Annotated in this window: 18 protein-coding genes; 15 read left to right on the top strand and 3 right to left on the bottom strand. The window is 35.4% G+C overall.

Annotation, left to right across the window (positions count from 1 at the left end):
- Positions 1–3 precede the first annotated feature (3 nt).
- Positions 4–1104 (bottom strand): efflux RND transporter periplasmic adaptor subunit, encoded by a 1101-nt coding sequence (locus ABXH06_RS02440; RefSeq protein ID WP_353517162.1) that lies wholly within the window; start codon positions 1102–1104, stop codon positions 4–6.
- Positions 1105–1241: 137 nt separating this feature from the next.
- Here ABXH06_RS02440 and ABXH06_RS02435 point away from each other — a divergent pair, with 137 nt between their 5' ends.
- From ABXH06_RS02435 to ABXH06_RS02400, 8 genes are all read left to right on the top strand, one after another.
- Positions 1242–1898: a TetR/AcrR family transcriptional regulator gene (locus ABXH06_RS02435; RefSeq protein WP_353517161.1), complete on the top strand. Its 657-nt coding sequence runs from the start codon at positions 1242–1244 to the stop codon at positions 1896–1898.
- A gap of 826 nt (positions 1899–2724) precedes the next feature.
- Positions 2725–3099: a hypothetical protein gene (locus ABXH06_RS02430; RefSeq protein WP_353517160.1), complete on the top strand. Its 375-nt coding sequence runs from the start codon at positions 2725–2727 to the stop codon at positions 3097–3099.
- A gap of 54 nt (positions 3100–3153) precedes the next feature.
- Entirely contained in the window at positions 3154–3351 is a 198-nt protein-coding gene (locus ABXH06_RS02425) for a hypothetical protein (protein ID WP_353517159.1), read from the top strand.
- 8 nt (positions 3352–3359) lie between these two features.
- The gene (locus ABXH06_RS02420; protein ID WP_353517158.1) at positions 3360–3725 is read left to right on the top strand and encodes a hypothetical protein; all 366 of its coding nucleotides are present in this window, start codon (positions 3360–3362) and stop codon (positions 3723–3725) included.
- A complete protein-coding gene (locus ABXH06_RS02415; protein WP_353517157.1) occupies positions 3718–4149 on the top strand; it encodes a hypothetical protein in 432 nt (143 codons plus the stop codon). Before ABXH06_RS02420 ends, ABXH06_RS02415 begins: the two co-directional genes overlap by 8 nt.
- Positions 4142–5311 carry a hypothetical protein gene (locus ABXH06_RS02410; RefSeq protein WP_353517156.1) on the top strand — a complete coding sequence of 390 codons (1170 nt, stop codon included), beginning with the start codon at positions 4142–4144 and terminating at the stop codon, positions 5309–5311. The genes ABXH06_RS02415 and ABXH06_RS02410 overlap by 8 nt, the downstream gene beginning before the upstream one ends.
- Before the next feature lie 63 nt (positions 5312–5374).
- A complete protein-coding gene (locus ABXH06_RS02405) occupies positions 5375–5596 on the top strand; it encodes a hypothetical protein (RefSeq protein WP_353517155.1) in 222 nt (73 codons plus the stop codon).
- A 9-nt stretch (positions 5597–5605) separates the two neighbouring features.
- Positions 5606–6409: an ADP-ribosylglycohydrolase family protein gene (locus ABXH06_RS02400; RefSeq protein WP_353517154.1), complete on the top strand. Its 804-nt coding sequence runs from the start codon at positions 5606–5608 to the stop codon at positions 6407–6409.
- A gap of 63 nt (positions 6410–6472) precedes the next feature.
- Here the strand turns inward: ABXH06_RS02400 and ABXH06_RS02395 are convergent, their stop codons facing one another.
- The gene (locus ABXH06_RS02395; protein ID WP_353517153.1) at positions 6473–8857 is read right to left on the bottom strand and encodes a hypothetical protein; all 2385 of its coding nucleotides are present in this window, start codon (positions 8855–8857) and stop codon (positions 6473–6475) included.
- A 435-nt stretch (positions 8858–9292) separates the two neighbouring features.
- The gene (locus ABXH06_RS02390; protein ID WP_353517152.1) at positions 9293–10237 is read right to left on the bottom strand and encodes a sugar kinase; all 945 of its coding nucleotides are present in this window, start codon (positions 10235–10237) and stop codon (positions 9293–9295) included.
- 352 nt (positions 10238–10589) lie between these two features.
- Between ABXH06_RS02390 and ABXH06_RS02385 the strand changes: the two genes are divergently transcribed.
- The 7 genes from ABXH06_RS02385 to ABXH06_RS02355 all read left to right on the top strand — a co-directional run bounded on the left by ABXH06_RS02385 (position 10590) and on the right by ABXH06_RS02355 (position 17891).
- Positions 10590–11495 carry an ROK family protein gene (locus ABXH06_RS02385; RefSeq protein WP_353517151.1) on the top strand — a complete coding sequence of 302 codons (906 nt, stop codon included), beginning with the start codon at positions 10590–10592 and terminating at the stop codon, positions 11493–11495.
- 41 nt (positions 11496–11536) lie between these two features.
- Positions 11537–12286 carry an IclR family transcriptional regulator gene (locus tag ABXH06_RS02380; protein ID WP_353517150.1) on the top strand — a complete coding sequence of 250 codons (750 nt, stop codon included), beginning with the start codon at positions 11537–11539 and terminating at the stop codon, positions 12284–12286.
- A gap of 213 nt (positions 12287–12499) precedes the next feature.
- Complete coding sequence (locus ABXH06_RS02375; RefSeq protein ID WP_353517149.1) at positions 12500–13489, top strand: ROK family protein; 990 nt, start codon at positions 12500–12502, stop codon at positions 13487–13489.
- A 16-nt stretch (positions 13490–13505) separates the two neighbouring features.
- Complete coding sequence (nagB, locus tag ABXH06_RS02370; RefSeq protein WP_353517148.1) at positions 13506–14279, top strand: glucosamine-6-phosphate deaminase; 774 nt, start codon at positions 13506–13508, stop codon at positions 14277–14279.
- 78 nt (positions 14280–14357) lie between these two features.
- Positions 14358–15508 (top strand): IS3 family transposase gene (locus ABXH06_RS02365; RefSeq protein WP_353517147.1). Its coding sequence is split into 2 segments (ribosomal slippage): positions 14358–14628 and positions 14628–15508, totalling 1152 coding nucleotides; the frame shifts between segments, so codons are not numbered across the junction.
- A gap of 111 nt (positions 15509–15619) precedes the next feature.
- Entirely contained in the window at positions 15620–16864 is a 1245-nt protein-coding gene (locus ABXH06_RS02360; protein ID WP_353517146.1) for an MFS transporter, read from the top strand.
- 262 nt (positions 16865–17126) lie between these two features.
- Positions 17127–17891: an SDR family oxidoreductase gene (locus ABXH06_RS02355; RefSeq protein ID WP_353517145.1), complete on the top strand. Its 765-nt coding sequence runs from the start codon at positions 17127–17129 to the stop codon at positions 17889–17891.
- Positions 17892–17898 lie beyond the last annotated feature (7 nt).

The following is a 17898-nucleotide window of genomic DNA, read 5'->3' as shown; positions in this document are numbered from 1 at the left end:
CCTTTAATTAAAACGTTGAATGTTTTTATCGAATAGCGTTACTTTTTGACCGTCGCGTAAAAATGCAACGCCTGCAGTGGCAATGATTTCACCATTTTGCAACCCAGATGAAAGAAAAGCGATATTATTCAGGATGTTCTCGGTTTGCACTTGTCGTTGGTTAACGACTTGTTTTTCTGGATCATAAACAAAGACATAACTTTTTTGATTGACGCCAGCTTTTAATGCAGAAAATGGCACACTGATGGTGACGCCTTGATAGCCAGTTTGGCCTATTCCTTCAAAGGTGAAATCGACTTCCGCGGTCATACCTGCTCTTAATAATGGATTCTCTTCTTGTAACACGACGGTTACCGGAAAAGCATTGGCTGTTTCTGCGCGAGTACCAATTTCTGAAATACGACCTAATATGGTTGTTTCGGTTAATACTGGAAACCTGACGGGTAAAATAGTGTCTTGTCGTAATTCCCTTATTATAGTTTCTGGCACCATTACGTTTACTTCTAAACCGTGTTTACCTTCAATTTGAAACGCTGATTGGCCTGCCGAAATTTGCTGAGAAGGCTCAATTAATCGTTTAGTGATTACACCTTGATATGGTGCTTTTAACGTACTGTCTTGTAGGTTTTTTTTCACTATATCAAGTTGTGCTTGTGCAACCCCTACAGCACTTTTACTCGATTCATAATTGGCTTTGGCATTATCGAATCCTGACTGAGCAACCAAGCCTTGTTTAATTAATTGGCTATAGCGAGTAAAGCTATTTTTCGCTTCAATCATGGCAGTTTCTGCTTTATCAAGTTGTGCTTGTGCCGATTTTAACGCGAGTTCAAAGCTGCGATGATTAAGCTGTGCCAACACTTGACCTTCGACTACTTGATCACCGAGCTTTACATCAACAGATTCTACTTTTCCCATCACTTCAAAGCTTAAACTGGTTGCTTCTACAGGGGCTACAATTCCTGATAGGGTTCTTAATTGCTGTAATTTTGTTTCTTCAACTTTGATCCAAGCTATTGGCCTCACAGCTTTTTCAGTTGTTACTGCTTGCTCACTACAACTTATTAGCACGAAAGAAGTTAAAATTATTAGTAAATAACGCATATTAATTCCATTGGTAAAAACTCACCTTTAGTTAAGGTGTTTTATGGTAAAAAGTAAATTGGTACTACCTAGTACCGTATATTTTGGTACTATGTAGTACCGAAGTCAACTCATTCTTAGAAAAGTGTTATAAAAATATGCTCAGTTGTGAAAAACTAGAAAAGCAACAACTTAGCCCGCGTGGGAAATTAATTCTTGATGCCGCTCAAAAGTTGTTTTTAAAACATGGCTTTGATGAAACCTCGTTGGAAATGATCATTACCGAATCAGGTGGCTCACGTCGGTCAATTTATAATGAGTTTGGCAATAAACAAGGTTTGCTGATGGCGGTGCTTCATCAACAAATTTCATTGCAAACTCAAACTATTGCCTCGATCAAAACAACCAAATTAGCCTATCAAGAAGCGTTAAAAGAAATGTGCTTTCGGTTTGTCAAAGGCATGGTGTCTGACACTTTGGTGTCATTGTTTCGCTTAGTGATCCAAGTTGTGCCAAAACTCCCTGAAGTGGGCAGCTTGATTTATGAAAAAGGGCCGTTAAAAGGGATGCAACCATTAACCGAATATTTAATGCAGCTCAACGAGAAGAAAATTCTAGCGATTGACGACCCTGCTTATGCCACTCAAATGTTAATTGAAATGGTAAAAGGGCGTTTACATTTGAAAGTGATCTTGCTCCCAAATAATAAAATTACTGATGAAGAAATTCATCAACATGTTGATACCGCGGTTGATTTATTCTTAAAAGCCTACCGAGTAGAAAATAAATTGAATAAATTATCAGCAAATAGTTAAGCTACCGAGAAAAACTATTGCACAAGCAAAGATATCTCGTATAATGCCAACCTCTTCAAACGCTATGTTTGTAGTCACTGTGTCGCCGGAGTGGTGGAATTGGTAGACACGACGGATTCAAAAATCAACGTGTTTAATGGATTCTGTTCTACATGGTGTTGATTTAAAAAGGTTTTGTATTAATATTATTAGTTGCTGTTTATATTATAATTGTGTATAATTTGCAGTTGCTAATATTCTGAATATCTTTATTGATATAAAGAAAATACAAGGATTTGTATAAAGCAAAAAAAAGAGTATTGCCCGGATGGCGGAATTGGTAGACGCAGGGGATTGATAATAGCGTCTGAAGCTCGCAAGAGTCTGAAAAAAAATATGGGTCCCACCATTGAGTGATCAGTGGATAGAAAAACTGGATGAATTGCTGGAAAGCTAAACTACAAAAGTAGCATGCCAATCAGCAGCCAAGTCGTCAGAGACGAAAGGTTCAGAGACTACCTGAGCGTAGCGATACGTAGAAAACAGGAATTAGCTTAGAAGTAACGACTAAGTGAAACAGCGTCCAGCCCTCTATTGAGGTGATGATATAGTCCATTCTATAATGAAAGTTTTAGGTTCTGTCAAAATCCCCCGCCTTCGGGTGTGAGAGTTCGAGTCTCTCTCCGGGCACCATCTTTTAAATCAGTCACTTAGGTGGCTTTTTTTATGTCTTAAATTCGTAATTATCCAAAATTACCTGCTTGATTTCAATGTCTAAAATAAAATCATATTGACAATTCTTGACATTTTATGTATAGTGTGCATCCTGTTTTGTTCTGGAGGTTGAATGTATAAAGATGAAAATAGTTATCGCAATTACAAAACCAAGCAACAGAAACAACTCAACAAATCCATTCAAGAACTAATCACATTAGATCAACAAGGCACTTTTAAAGTAACCATTTGCAGCGTACTAGCCAACTGGCTTTGTGATAATAGATGCTTACGTCAGTTACTTGATGCTATTGCATCTTACAACTGGGAACGCGAAAAAGACCATCCGCGCCGACACGTAGGCGGCTATTTTTACTTTAAAGACAAGACGATATTTTTTAAAAACTCAACAAACGAAGTGCTTATCGGTTTAGCTAACGAGAGGCACTATATGCAAGTGTTTAAAGGCTATAAGTTCTATAGCATTTCTGCTGTTAAACACTTTTAGAAATATTTAATACAGCACCTTTTTGAATTCAATCATTTTTTGAAGGGAGAAGTCATGCCTGATATTGCAATGTGCCGTGGCGAAAGTTGCCCAATTCGTATTGGATGTTATCGCTACCGCGCCGTGCCAAATCTATATAGACAATCTTATTTTGGAAGAACACCATACGATCACCAAGAGAAAGATTGCGACCGTTTTTTAAATATTAATGATGTAGATACGCGTAATTTACCGCTCAACAACAAAGGGTAGTTCTGAAAATGAATAAGACAAAACTACGACACATGTTAGCTGATGAAAACAAACGTCAGCAGTTAAGAGAATTTGAGCTGTTAAAAATATTTATATCTTCGCGTGCCAAACAGCAAATGGGGTTTATAGAAGAGCTAGCTTTTTATACAGCTTTAGCTACTGCGGAATCTGAAAGCGAAAACGAAGGTTACTTTACAACAGACCTTGAAGAATTTTGGTTTGTTATTTGCGAAATTGAGGCCGAATCTCACCAGGCGCAAGGCGCTTTTCGTGTAGACGTGTATGCATATTTTGAATGGTTAGATATGAAAGAAGCACGAGAACGTGGTGAGCGTCTAGCTGAAAAAGTTTTTGGAGATATAGATATTGTCTAACTTAAAAAAAGAACGCGACCTTGCCGTTTGGACTAATCGTTTAATTATTTCTTCTTTATTAATGGGCAAATCATATCAGAGAGACTTTAAGCTTAATTACTCTAATGTAATTTTTGAAGTTGATAGCAAAGTTAGAGACGAATTTAAAAACTACAAGATTAATGAAGAACGATTAAAAGCTTTTATTCAAAACAACTTTCAGCAGCCCAAAAGCGATTTTGATTATTTGAATTTTGGGTATTTCCGAATGAAAGGCATAACCCTGGTTTGGCAAATCACTTTTGTATGTAAAAAGTCGGGCCAGGCTGTTAAGCCGATTTACTTTCAAGATAGTAGCCAAGCTAATTTTTTTGATTACAAAGTTACTATTTTACGTGAGCAAGAATTTAATAAAACGAATGATTTAGGAGAAGTCGATGAATAAATTGAAGTTATTATTTATTGCGGTAATTGCTTTCGCTTTAACTGCTTGCGGTAGCTCTGCTGATGATTCTAGTGTTGAAACAGGGAAGATAGGAGCAAACCCTGACAGTTCATCATATGTGAGTGGTGATTTTAAGCACTCTAGCACAAGTGGTTATCATTACCCCGAATTTTATATTTCTAGCTGTGTAAGTGCTCTTGATGGATATTATTTCGAGTCAGAGAATGTATTAGTTTTTGGTTTGCAAAATTATGGTGAAGATGATTTCAAAAATGCAGCAACGCTTGTTGATAATAATTTAAGTAGTGCATTTTCAGAAATGGGCATTACAAAGTCTGATCTAGATGCTTATCGTCCAAAATATGACCGCTCTGTAGCGAGAAATACGATTATCAATTATTTATCTGGGTATAGCCTTAATGGTGTTGATTATAGTACAGGTGATGTTGATTCTGATTTTGTATATCCAGTTGGTTGGGAAACAATGAGTGATGAAGATAAGTACGCTTACTATGTAGCATACTGGAATAGTTTAAGTGACCAAAAACACGATGAATTAGTCTCAGGATTTTTTGCGCTTTATCCTGCAAATTATGAAAACTATATAGTTAGTAAAAAAATCATTGTTTGCCTAGATGAAAGGATGGGGGACGGTGGTGAAGCAACAGTATTGGGCATGAATATCGGCCCCAAATCCTCAGGCGGTACTACTAATTCTGCGCTAGTTCTTCATGAACTTATTCACATGATTCAAAAGAATATTGCCAATCCTCTTGATGAAAGTGAGCGGCTTTTAGACCGTTGGTTTTCAGAAGGGCAAGCCGTTTATTTATCAGGTCAAAAAACAGCTACAAGTGTCAATGGTCAAACACCTGTTCATGTTAAAACTATTGTTGATGAAAATGCCTATTTTTCAAGCCCAGGATTAGCTTATGAGCATTATGGTTTGGCGTATAAATATCTTGCTGAATACAACCCGAAAGAAAGTATGGTTAGCTTGCTTGAAGATATTAGGTATTACCGCAAAGCTGATACAAGCTACATGTTAAACAATTCATCGAAAGACTCTTTTAGGTACGCTTTTGATGAAAACATGAAAAAAGCAGATGGTACTCAGCTGACATTAGATGAGTATGAAAATTACTACGGTTCATTTCATTAATTAATTCTTAAATTCTAAAAAAATTTCAACATCTATTGCTGCCAAGGTAGCAAAGGAGGGTTTATGCAGGCAGAAGATTTAATGTGCGCAGTAGTTCTAGGTGGATTCGTTTACATCGGCTTAGATGGCTTTAGTGAGGATATTCACTGGTATATTTTTCATAAACTTAATTTTTTGAGTAATGGCTTTGCCATGTTGTTAGCGGATGTGCTGACGAGCAAAATCGGCACTATTTATTTTTCCATTTTTGTTGCTTATAAATTTTTATGTTTACGTTTTGCTTAAGGGGGTTAAATGATTGGTGGCGTGGTAGGTGATTACATCGGCAGTGAGTATGAACATAAAACACTGCGCACATATAACTTGTTAAAGTTAACCAGCGTAAAAAGTCATATCACTGATGAAAGCGTGATGCTCGCAGCTACAGCGGATGCCCTTATTCATGATGTAGATTTTGCCCGCTGTTATTTGAAATGGGGCCGACATTTTTCAAATGTCGAATTTGGTCCAGGTACTTCGTTTTGGTTAGAGCAAGGTGATGTTGATTACTGTCATGAAAGTTATGGCAATGGTGCGGCAGCTCGTGCTGGGATCATTGGTATGCTGGATTTAGGGCTTTTTGAAATATTGGACTTGGCGGCAAAATCAGCACGTTGTACTCATAACTCAGAAGAAGGTATAAATGGCGCAAAAGCGATGGCGTATACAGTATTTGCTATGCGAAGTGGATACAAAAAAGAAACCGTATATAACTACTTGTTAAAAGAGTATGGTTATTTAATGTATTACGATTATGAGCAATTAAAAACTGATTTAACATATAGCTCTAGTGCTGAAATTACAGTGCCAGTATCCATTTTCTTAGCGCTTGAAAGCAAAAATTGGAATGACTGTATTCGTAAATGTTTATATTGCGCAGGGGGAGGTGATACTGATTCAATCATGTCTATGGCCTCATTAATTAAATCACAATCACATCCAATTGATAAAAAATACTTAAATCAAACTAAGCGTTGGCTGTTTCAACATGCTCAGCCTATTTTGCAAATGGCACGAGAGTTTGAAGTAAAGCGTGCATTATGCAAACTACCCTTTTAATGACTTGTAATCATGGTAATTTATGTTGCAGGTATACACCTGCAACATAAAGACTCCTCTAGTTTATGCTGCTATATCTGTAATGTGACTTTCACCTAAACGACAGCTTTTAATGTGGTTAAACCAATAGTGCATATCTTCAGGCATATTAACTTTAAAGGCTCTATTACCCAGTTTTTTCGGCGCTTTTTCTACAGGAAAGTTAAATTCTATGTTAAAGACACTGCGAATGGTCGAAGTGATATACTTTTCTGACAATTTAGCATTTTTGAATACTTCAAAAAATATTGTTTTGGCGGCTCGGGTTTGATGACCAACGGTAATTGTTCCCTGATGCAACAATTGATGAAGCGCTGAGCAGTCTGCATTACAATAGCGATGATCTTTATCGTGCAGTTTAACAACATCAATAAAGGCGGTAAGTAGCTTTTTCTCAAATCGTTGTGAAATGTTAAGGTGTTTATCGGGCGTTTCAGTCAGCAGTAGTTTACTTAAAATAAATTGTGATTGGCCATCATTGTCAAAATCAAGTAATTCTTGTGTAATTTCAGGGACACAATAGAATTTTCGTAAGTAATAGTTTTGTAATTTATGTTTGCTTTCTTCGCTTGAGTATTCTCCTAAGGTGAGAATATCTTTCGCTTGAGTCTCGTCTATTTTATCTGTTGACAGAATATTAAAGTGACGCTGTTTTTGATCTTCTTTTGATGCATTTTTTATCTTTTTTTGGCCTTCATGTTGTAATTTTGAATCATAGATAAACTCCACTTGGTGTCCCAAATGTTCATAGATACTAAGTACGGTAAAGGCGTAGTTTTGTCGCATTTTGTTTTTAAATGCCATTCGTGCAGCGATACGCTTTAAGTGCACGTCATTAACTAGTTTGTTTAACATGTCTTCTGTTAGCTCATCGCCATGATCCTCATTTATCATATTAATTAAAATGCTAAGTGGGTTGGTGGTAAGTCTGCGCTCAGGCTTGTTAAAGCTTAACCAAACTTCCTGTCGATATCTAAATCGACTATCTGCTTGCACTAAATCATTGGGTGCAATGGTGCCGTGACTTAATAAGGAGACATGTTGATATTGTGGATTTAAGATACTTACACCATTTTTAGCCGCAGAGTTATAAAACACAATATCGTGACTATCAGCTAAAGCAGATAGCTCAGCGGTGTCACCGTGGCTATTTGATTGAGTAAACGCAGCATCGACTTGAATATGTTTCGAAACATATGCTTGCTCTTTGTCATTATCTTGATCAACGCCATTAATAGCGCTAATTTCAGCGTTAAAGGTTGATTTCTTTTCGTTGTGCTGTGCATCAGAGAAGCAGCCAAATTTGGTATTGTTAAGTGATAACCTTCTGCTCAAAGCAAGGTTTGCTCCATAAGGCATGACTTTGACGCTGGGCTTCGCGAACTTGCTTTTTTGCGGGTAGACATAAATACGTTTACCTGATTTTTGTGCTAACTCAAAAAGCCAATCAATGGTGTGCTCACAAGTAAAAGCATCTGCTGCGATAACTGACTTTGCTTGTGAAATTTGCGTTTCTATGCGCTTAAGCAATAGCTTTCTGTCAGCCAAGGAGCCATCTCCAACAATTTTTGCAGTAGATAAATCTATGACATCTTCTAATTCATCAATAATGAGCGTTTCTGATTTTTGTCTTAACGTTTGGTACTTATCATCCAGCATTAAAGTTAGCATCACGCCTAGCGCACCGCGAGCAAATGAATCAGCATAAGCATAGTCGTAATGTCTAACATCATCTTTATCTAAAAGAGAGCGGGATAGGGTGCGAGAAGCTGACATATAAATGGGGTAACGCTTATCGATATGTGCCTCTTCAAAAAGCCTTTTAAGTAACTCTGACTTTCCTGTGCCTCTATCCCCTATAAATAGGTGGATCCCTGATTTTGTGACTAAGTCATTTAAATCATCGCGATAATCAACATTAACAAAGGTCACTTTTTTATTATTAGGACTGATGCTAATTGACTTTATTACCTCTTCTTTTTTATCTTTTATTTTCTGTCTTAGCTCAACAATAAATTTATCACTATCCTTAAACAACCTCTCTTTAATGACTTGCTCTAATGCCACCATTGGCATTTTGGTGATGGCATGAATACACGCTTTAAATGCTCTTACTTTTTCTTGTTCGATATCTTTTTCATGGGTAGCTAAATTTAAAATAGACAGAGATTTTTCTAGTGCATTATTACCAAGGCTTAGTTTTTCATTGCCAAGTTGAAGCTTGATTTGATGATATCGGGCTATACAGGCATCTTTATAAAGATTTGCTTGGTTTGTTACTAATGTGATGTGTTTTTTCTTTATACCTGCTTCTAATGCTGTATATATTGATGAAGAAATATATTCGGTTATTTCTACTTTTGCTTTTTTAGGTGTTGCTATGTGCTCTCTAGTGATTATTAAGTTCATTTTTTTACTCCGTAATACGCCACTTTTTAACACAAGTGAGTGCTAAAACCGCTTTGTGGCTTGCTATGGAGTTAATGTATCACTTAATTAAAAATTCCATATCGCGTTAGAGGGTAAAAAAATGCTCTATTGCAAGATTGCTAAATATTCCTTGTTAAACAAATGGTTAAAGGTTGGTTTTTTTATAAAAAGTTGAATTTATTTTTATGAAAGGATATTTTGAATGTTGATTAGGAGCTAAAGGGGGCTTAAAACTGTTTTCTTGGATTGTTATTTATAAAGCTTTAAAAGGGACAAATTTATTCAAAATGTAAATTTATATAATATAAGGATAAGGGTACTTTTGTCCTCTCTAAAATAAAGGACTGGATTAATTCTTTGACGCGAAGTGGCAAAGGCCAAACTCGAAAAATAGTTATAAAAACCATTGAATTACTAATTTAATGATTCTAAAAATGTATAAAGTTTATTTGAATCCACGATCGCTCCCGGGTGTTGAATTACAAATCCTGCTATTTGAGATGCAAATTTTGCAGACTCGTCAGTTGATAGTTCTGATAACCTACTTCCAATATAGCTACCATTAAATGAATCACCAGCAGATGTGGTATCAACAATATACTCTACTTGTGATATTGGAACATCAAGGCGTGTTTTGTTAGAAAAAATATTAATATCACCAGACCCATTTTTAATTACGATTTCTTCAATATTGTAATTTTTTAAATGTTGTATTATTTGTTCAGGCTTGTCTATTTCGAATAATAATTCAAAATCTTCAATGCTTGGTAGTAACATATCAGTTGTTTGAAAGGCTAATTCATACTGGCTTATAGCTTCCTTCTTTGACTTCCATAGTTTTGAACGATAATTTGAATCGAAAACTATTTTAACTTCTGCTTTTTTTAATTCATTAAGCATTTCCCAAAAATCGTTGAGTTTTGCAGGAGGAATAATTGCTAAAGAAATCCCAGAAAATACAAACATATCAAATTTTTTCAATTGCTCAATTATATCAGTATTTAAAAAGTCCATAATATAACGGGCTGCTGAATCATTTCGCCAATAATGAAAGGTTCTTTCTCCATCTTCATCAGTATGAATGGAATATAAACCAGGAATTTTAGTATCAGAAGAGAAAACAAATTCGCAATTAATATTTTCACTTTTTAATTGCTCTCGCATTGATGAGCTGTATTGATCTTTTCCTAGTGCAGTAACTAAATAGGCACCTATATTGTTGAAGCATCGTTTTAAATATGTAGCGGAATTATAAACATCGCCAGCAAATGATAAGAGTATTTTCTGTTTACTATCGAATTGTGTTGGTGCTTGGTTTAATTCGATCATGCATTCACCAAAGAAAGCTACTTTTTTCAAGTTATTCAACCTTTATATTATAATGAGTCTATTCGGGAGGAGAAGTCTTAAGCCCTAATTGAATTCTGCTATATATTTAGAAAATAGAGAATACTAAACAAACGTTATTCTCTATTTGATTCAAATATGAAACCTTACACCTACAAAAAATTTGCTTAGTTCTTAATAGAAAGTAATCTCTTGTTAATGCTTTTTATACGATTTTAAATATGTATTTATAAGAAAATTCCATATTTGAACTTTTAGAGAAGAGGCATTTGACTGTCAATAAATAAAAGATCACACTGACATAGTATGTGTATAAATAAAAAATAATCTTAAATACAATTTACCATTAATAAGGAATACCCTGATGAATTGTTCTGTCGGAATAAAAATCAGCACTGATAAGATTTCATATATTATTATGTCTGAAACAGGGAGAAAGGTTAATTTTGGTGAAGAAAAATACTTGTCCAATACGTCCACAACTGAATTTTTAGAATTACTTCAATCTATTTTGACTCCCATTTTGGAAACACCTGAATATAAAATTATTGGAGTTGGTGTAGCTGTGCCAGCACTGGTTGAAAACGGCACTGTTATCGGCGCTGAAGAGCAGATCCCTGCGTTGATTGATGTCGATCTCAAAGCGTATTTAAAAGCTAAATTTCCAATTCCTATATATGTTGAAAATGATTGTACTGCATTTGCGTTGTGTGAAAACTTATATGGGGATGTTGCAGAAATTTCTAATGTAATTTTTGTGAATATTGATCATGGTGTTGGTGGGGCTTTAAAAATTAACGGTGAGTTATATAGTAGCCACCATAATCGTAGTGGTGAATTAGGCCATATGATTATTCATAAAGGTGGGGCTCCCTGTGGATGTGGTGCTAAAGGGTGCCTAGAAGCCTATGTTTCTGTTCCTGCCTTCTTAAATCACTACAGTAAAAAACTAGAAGTGGCTAGCTATTCTGTTGATCTGCAAATGTTTGAAAAAGCATATAAAAATGGTGATGAAGCAGCAATTGATACAATGAATTGGCATCTTGAACATTTAACTTTAGGTTTATCTAATATAGAAAATCTCTTAGGACCTGAAAGAATAGTTATTACAAGTCCTCTTAGTGATATTGATAAAGACTATACAACGAAATTAAACCTCAGTGTAAGTGAAACTGCTCTACCTGCTATTGCTTCAAAACTTGAAATTACGAAGGCAAAGTTAGGTGAAGATGCTATAAGTTTGGGTGCTGCATTATTGGCATTTTTGTAATTAATTACTTGTCTTAAGTTAATTTTATTTGTGGAAAAAATATGTCTAGTTACTTGATACCAAATTTAGTCAACGCTTGTCAGATAATGAACTTGTTAGCTGAATCAGAGGATGGGATAACTTCTGCGGATATTCATGACAAGTTAGATATTCCTAAGACAACTGCTTTTCGTATTATGAAGACGCTTTGTCATGAAGATATTTCAACGAAAGTAGATAATAAGTACTTCCTTGGTAGTTCGTTAATTCATTGCGGATTAAAAGCTAACTTAACTAATAAATTAAAAACAAACTCGGTTCCTATATTAAGTGAGCTTTCGGCTGCTACTGGCTTTACTGCTCATATATGTATTCCAAATGGCTATCACTCATTAATTTTAGATGTGCATGACAGTCTAAACCCCTTTAGAGTAGCTTCTAGGCCAGGTACTAAAGCTAATTTACATTGTTCAAGTAGTGGCAAAATATTTTTAGCTCATTTACTTCAAGATAAACTAGACGAAGTAGAACAGGAAATCGGTTTTGTTAAAAAGACAATTAAAACGTTAACAACTATAGATGCATTAAAAGAAGAAATTCAAAAAATAGTTCATAGAGGATATTCTGTAGATGATCAAGAATATGATATGAATGTAAGGTGTCTTGCTGCTCCTTTATTTGATTATAATGGTCATGCAGTTGCAGCTATAGGCATAACGGCTCCTTCAGCTGTTTTTACGCGAAATAAAATTCCTGAAATTGCTATTATTGTTAAAGAGCATGCCACTAAACTCTATTTTGCTAATAAGTAATAAAAACACCTCTAATCCCAATAAAACATATAATAATTCTAAAATATCTTGAAGCTTTCATTTCTAGGCTTTAACAAAAAATTAATACCTTCATTTACCTGTTCATCCAACAAAAGTTCCTAATATGAAACCGTGGGAATTATTCAAATGCTAAGCTTTATTACGTATTAAAAAGGATAGTTTTTCAGAGTAATAACAAAATGGCAGTTGTTTATGAATGAAGTTGCATCAGTTAATAGTGATACACTGACACAAGAAATTTGTACCCTTGGAATTGATTTAGGTGGTAGTGCAATTAAATATGGCTTAGCCACAAAAAATGGTGAATTGCTTTTTAGTCAAATAAAAAACTCACATGGGTTAATTTCAAAAGCAAACACTTTATCTTCTATATATTCTTGTGTGGAAGAGAGTCTCGAATATGCAAAACAAAATAATTTAATTGTTAAAGGTGTTGGATTTGGGTCTCCTGGATTAGTTAATTGTTCAAATGGCGTTATAGAAGGCTTGGCTGATAACTTGGCAGGTTGGAACGGGTTTAATTTGGGGAGTGAATTAGCTTCAACAATTAAATTACCTGTATTTATTGATAATGATGCAAACTTAAGTGCTTTAGGTGAAGTAGCCTTTGGTGATGCTAAATCAAAGAAAAATGTCATTGTCATCACAATAGGTACAGGTATAGGTGGTGCCATTTTACTTGATGGGAAAATTTTCCGTGGTGTTAGCTATGCCGCTGGTGAATTTGGCAATGTCCAGTTTTTAACTCAAGGGGTAAATGGGAACACCTCTTTCCCTTCATGGGAATCTATTGCTTCAACTTCAGCTATGGTTAGTAAATTTTCGAAACAATTACATGCTAAATGTACACGTTTTCCCAAAGAAATAAATGGAAAATTTTTGTTTGATGAATATAAGTCAGGAAATCCGATCGCAAAAGAGATTATTGACGAGAACTTAGGTTGGATGAGTTTAGGTATTTCAAACTTAATTCATATTTTTGATCCTGAACTTATTGTCATTGGTGGCGGTATTTCTGATGGAGGTTCTTTTTATATAGATGAAATCCGTTCTCGTTTAATAAAACTTTTAGCACATAGGGATGAGAACAATATAAACGTAGTAGCAGCTTCTCTTGGAAATAAAGCTGGTATTTTGGGAGCCTCTCATTATGCATTTTGCCAACTAGATTCAAATTATTAGTTAGGAAATCAATGAAATGAAAGTGATTATTTGTGATTGCCCTACAGAAGTAGCTAAGTTAGCATCAGAGAAAATATGTAATCAGGTGATTAATTTTCCAGAATCAGTTTTAGGTTTAGCAACAGGAAGAACTCCCTTGAATACGTATCAGGAAATAATAAATACATTTAAATGTTCAGATATTAGCTTTTCAAAGGTTATAACTTTTAACCTTGATGAATATATTGGCATAAGTCATCAATCTGAAGACAGTTATCATTATTATATGGAAGATAATCTTTTTAGGCATATTGATGTTAATAGAGAAAATACGAATATACCAAATGGTGAAAGTGGCTCTTTAGATCAAGTTTGCTTTGATTATGAACAGTTAATTATAAATAGTGGAGGAATTGATCTGCAACTTTTAGGGTTAGGTAGTAATGGGCATATCGGCTTTAATGAACCCTCTTCTAGTCTTTCTTCAAAAACCAGGGTTGTAACTTTGGCAAATTCCACAATTAATGATAACGCTAGCTTAATTAAGGACACGGAGCAAAAATGTAATAAAGCTATTACTATGGGAATCGGTACAATTCTCAAAGCAAAAGAAATAGTTATTTTGGCAACAGGTAAAGAAAAAGCTTCAGCGGTTGCTTCTTCAATTGAAGGTGCTGTGAGTGCATTTTGCCCAGCATCAAGCTTGCAAATGCATAGCAAAGTAACGTGGATTATTGATTCTGATGCCGCAAAGAAGCTTAAAAATACAGAGTATTACCTAGCAGCAAATTCCGCTGAAGCCAATTGTTAAGTTTTGAGTCATCTTGATCTGCAATAATCAAACAGGACACTTTAATAATGGAATATAATCCAATTATTGAGGTGTTAAATGACAAAACGAACAAACAGAAGTTACACAGTAGAATTTAAACAAGAAGCCGTAGCATTGGTAACTGAACAAGGTTATTCAGTCCCCAAAGCTGCTGCGTCTTTAGGTATCACAGATAAATTACTTTATAACTGGAAAACCAAGTTTGAAGCAGAGCAATCTGGAGCAATTTTAAATGCCGATGAACGAGCTGAATTATTGAAGCTACGTAAGGAAGTTAAAGAGCTAAGGATGGAAAAAGAAATATTAAAAAAGGCCAGCTCCCTCCTGCTAAGGGAAACGAAGTAACGTTTCAAACGATTAAACAGCTAGCTCCAGATTTTCCTATTGTGAAGCTTTGCAAGATAATGAAAGTTAGTCGCTCAGCTTATTACGCATGGCTAAATCGACCAGCGAAAGTCATTACTGCTGAGCAGCTTCACTTATACCGAAGAGCTAAAGCGATATTCAAGCAAAGTCGAAATAGCTTGGGTTATCGAGAGCTGCGTAAACGTTTATGTAAGGAGGGATTACATGTCAGTGAATATAGCGTCCAAAAGCTAATGGCTAAGCTTGGTTTATATGTGACTCAACGCATTGCCTACAAAGTAACGACTAAGCGCAAACATAGTGATGCAGTTGCTGATAATTTGGTTAATCAGAATTTTAACCCTGTAGCAGCTAATCAAGTTTGGGCGGGCGATGTGACTTATCTAAAAACAGGTGAAGGCTGGATGTACTTGGCGATTGTGATGGACTTATATTCACGCCGTATCGTTGGCTGGCACATTGATAAAAGGATGACCACTGACTTAGTGAGCAAGGCGATGATTAAAACTTATAACTTACGTCAGCCGCCTAAAGGCTTAATATTCCACTCAGACAGAGGCTCACAGTATACCAGCAGGCATTATCGCAAACTGCTTACCAATTATGGTATCAGAGCTAGCATGGGTGATGTTGGTGCTTGTTGGGATAATGCTGTAGTTGAAAGGTTCTTCGGCAGCTTAAAGCATGATTGGTTGTTGAAAGTACCGCAGCTAACTCGTGAAAACATGAGACATGATGTGATGGCATATATGCGCTATTACAATTTAGAAAGGCTTCACACGGCTAATGGTGATCTATCACCAGTTGAGTATGAAAAAAATTCCTTAAGAAAAGTGTCCTGATTTAGTTGTGCAGAACATCTTTGAACTTGTTTTAGAAAGGGTTCATATATGGATTTTTAAATGATATTGATTTGTTATATTAGATAAAATAAAAAAATTAAAAGGTTGAATATGACTAATTTAATTGTAGTTGCTTTGGTTTTGGTAGTCTTTTTTGTTATTTCGTTTTTAACGAATATTTTAGGACCTTTAATACCAGACATAATACATAGTTTCGAACTTAGTGTTGGGTTGGCAGGCTTTTTACCTTTTGCGTTTTTTGTTGCATACGGTGTAATGTCTATTCCGTCAGGAATTTTGGTAGAAAAATATTCTGAGAAACCCGTTATTATTTCCGCCTTTTTATTGTCAGCTATAGGCGCATTTGTTTTTGCTATTAACCCATCATTTCTTGTAGCAATGTTATCTTTATTTTCCATTGGTGTTGGGATGGCGATGCTACAAGTTGCTATTAACCCTTTATTAAGAACTGCTGGCGGAGAAGAAAATTTTGCATTTAACTCTGTACTGGCACAATTATTTTTTGGCTTAGCTTCCTTTTTGAGTCCCCAAGTTTATTCATATTTAGTTGTACCTTCTGAATCTTCAAGCTCATTAAGAGATGTGCTACTAAATTTAGTTCCTGCGAATTTACAGTGGGTTTCTTTATATTGGGTTTTTGCGGTAATTTCGATGTTAATGGTGGTGATTGTGGCAACTGTAAAATTACCTAAAGTTATAAAGTCGGACGAAGAGAAAGTTGAGGGACTAGAAGTCTATATTGAGTTATTTAAAAACCGAACAGTATTATTCTTTTTCTTTGGAATTATGTGTTACGTTGGTGCAGAACAAGGTATTGCAAATTGGATTTCACAATTTCTCTTCATTTATCATGATGTTGATCCTAAAACTGTTGGTGCCGATACCATTTCAAATTTTTGGGGAGCACTAACGCTAGGTTGTATTTTAGGCTTAGCTACTCTTAAGTTAATCGATAGTAAGTTAGCATTAATGGGCTTTTCGGTTGCTGCGGTTATCTGTTTATTAACGGCTTTATTTGGCAGTAAAGAAGTGAGTTTAATTGCATTTCCGATGGTGGGCTTCTTTTTATCAGTAATGTGGTCGGTGATCTTCTCATTAGCACTAAACTCATTGTCTGATCATCATGGTGCGTTTTCAGGTATTCTGTGCACTGGTATTGTTGGTGGCGCATTCTTCCCATTAATTGTCGGTAATATCGCTCAGGTAAGCAGTTTGCAATATGGAATGATGTTTATGTTACTTCCATTAGTTTATATATTTATTATTGGACTAAAAGCACAGCCTATTATCAAAAATAAAACCATATTTTCCCAAACAGAAGCTTCAGTGAGTTGATTTCACTTTGAATGTAAGAAGGGCAACAGAAATGTTGCCCTTTTTTATGGCCGTTGTGTCTTAACAACAATTTTAGAATATTTATTATTTTTCACAGTTATACATATTTTTATTATTTAACCCTAATAAATGAATAGTTATGTTTTGGGAGTTCAAATATGAACTTTTCATTTGATTTCAATCAGTAATTGACAACTTTTCTTTTTAAAGAAAATTGTGGTTGATAGCATATTAAAAAATAAAGAATTGGGTACTTGAATAAATGCTAGAAAAAATGTTTTCACTTTCAGGAAAAGTGGCACTCGTTACGGGAGCTAGTCGGGGGTTAGGTCAAGCAATGGCTGTAGGTTTGTCGAAGGCTGGTGCTAAAGTTATTTGCTCAAGTTCTTCCGTTGGTGGTTGTCAAAAGACATTGTCGGAATTAGAACTTATTGGAAACCCTGGCATAGAAATCTCAGCTGATTTATCAAATGAGGATTCGGTACGTAATTTAGCAATCGAAGCTCTAAAGTACACAGGTAATGTGGATATTCTCCTTAATGCCGGTGGCACTATAGCTCGTTCAGCAGCGGTTGATTACCCTATGGATGAATGGCGAAACGTACTTGCAATTAACTTAGATGCAAGCTTTATTCTTTGTCAAGAAATAGCTAAATCTATGATTTCCCAAGGTAGCGGAAAAATCATCAATATTGCTTCAATGTTGTCATACCAAGGTGGAATTACCGTACCTGCTTATACAGCGAGTAAGCACGCAATAACAGGCTTAACTAAAGCGTTAGCTAATGAATGGGCGAGCCAAAATATTCAAGTCAATGCAATTGCTCCGGGTTATTTCAGAACGGATAACACTCAAGCATTACAAGATGATCCTGTTAGAAGTATAGATATAGAAAAACGAATACCTACAGGGGCATGGGGTGAGCCTGAGCAGTTAGTTGGTGCAGCTGTATTTTTAGCTAGTCAAGCAAGTGATTATGTTAATGGCCATACATTGGCTGTTGATGGCGGTTGGTTAGCTCGATAATTAAGGG

The organism is Thalassotalea sp. SU-HH00458, assembly GCF_040362795.1.
GTDB classification, from domain to species: Bacteria; Pseudomonadota; Gammaproteobacteria; order Enterobacterales; family Alteromonadaceae; genus Thalassotalea_H; species Thalassotalea_H castellviae.
Note: the sequence above shows the minus strand (reverse complement) of the source record. Positions and strands in the feature narration are given on the sequence as shown.

What these genes read in the sequence shown, in the direction of transcription:
- ABXH06_RS02400 (WP_353517154.1), top strand. Translation starts at nt 5,606, where the DNA reads ATGATTGGTGGCGTGGTAGGTGATTACATCGGCAGTGAGTATGAACAT.
- ABXH06_RS02360 (WP_353517146.1), top strand. Translation starts at nt 15,620, where the DNA reads ATGACTAATTTAATTGTAGTTGCTTTGGTTTTGGTAGTCTTTTTTGTT.
- ABXH06_RS02430 (WP_353517160.1), top strand. Translation starts at nt 2,725, where the DNA reads ATGTATAAAGATGAAAATAGTTATCGCAATTACAAAACCAAGCAACAG.
- ABXH06_RS02385 (WP_353517151.1), top strand. Translation starts at nt 10,590, where the DNA reads ATGAATTGTTCTGTCGGAATAAAAATCAGCACTGATAAGATTTCATAT.
- ABXH06_RS02410 (WP_353517156.1), top strand. Translation starts at nt 4,142, where the DNA reads ATGAATAAATTGAAGTTATTATTTATTGCGGTAATTGCTTTCGCTTTA.
- ABXH06_RS02440 (WP_353517162.1), bottom strand. Translation starts at nt 1,104, where the DNA reads ATGCGTTATTTACTAATAATTTTAACTTCTTTCGTGCTAATAAGTTGT.
- ABXH06_RS02425 (WP_353517159.1), top strand. Translation starts at nt 3,154, where the DNA reads ATGCCTGATATTGCAATGTGCCGTGGCGAAAGTTGCCCAATTCGTATT.
- ABXH06_RS02420 (WP_353517158.1), top strand. Translation starts at nt 3,360, where the DNA reads ATGAATAAGACAAAACTACGACACATGTTAGCTGATGAAAACAAACGT.
- ABXH06_RS02395 (WP_353517153.1), bottom strand. Translation starts at nt 8,857, where the DNA reads ATGAACTTAATAATCACTAGAGAGCACATAGCAACACCTAAAAAAGCA.
- ABXH06_RS02405 (WP_353517155.1), top strand. Translation starts at nt 5,375, where the DNA reads ATGCAGGCAGAAGATTTAATGTGCGCAGTAGTTCTAGGTGGATTCGTT.
- nagB (WP_353517148.1), top strand. Translation starts at nt 13,506, where the DNA reads ATGAAAGTGATTATTTGTGATTGCCCTACAGAAGTAGCTAAGTTAGCA.
- ABXH06_RS02375 (WP_353517149.1), top strand. Translation starts at nt 12,500, where the DNA reads ATGAATGAAGTTGCATCAGTTAATAGTGATACACTGACACAAGAAATT.
- ABXH06_RS02435 (WP_353517161.1), top strand. Translation starts at nt 1,242, where the DNA reads ATGCTCAGTTGTGAAAAACTAGAAAAGCAACAACTTAGCCCGCGTGGG.
- ABXH06_RS02355 (WP_353517145.1), top strand. Translation starts at nt 17,127, where the DNA reads ATGCTAGAAAAAATGTTTTCACTTTCAGGAAAAGTGGCACTCGTTACG.
- ABXH06_RS02380 (WP_353517150.1), top strand. Translation starts at nt 11,537, where the DNA reads ATGTCTAGTTACTTGATACCAAATTTAGTCAACGCTTGTCAGATAATG.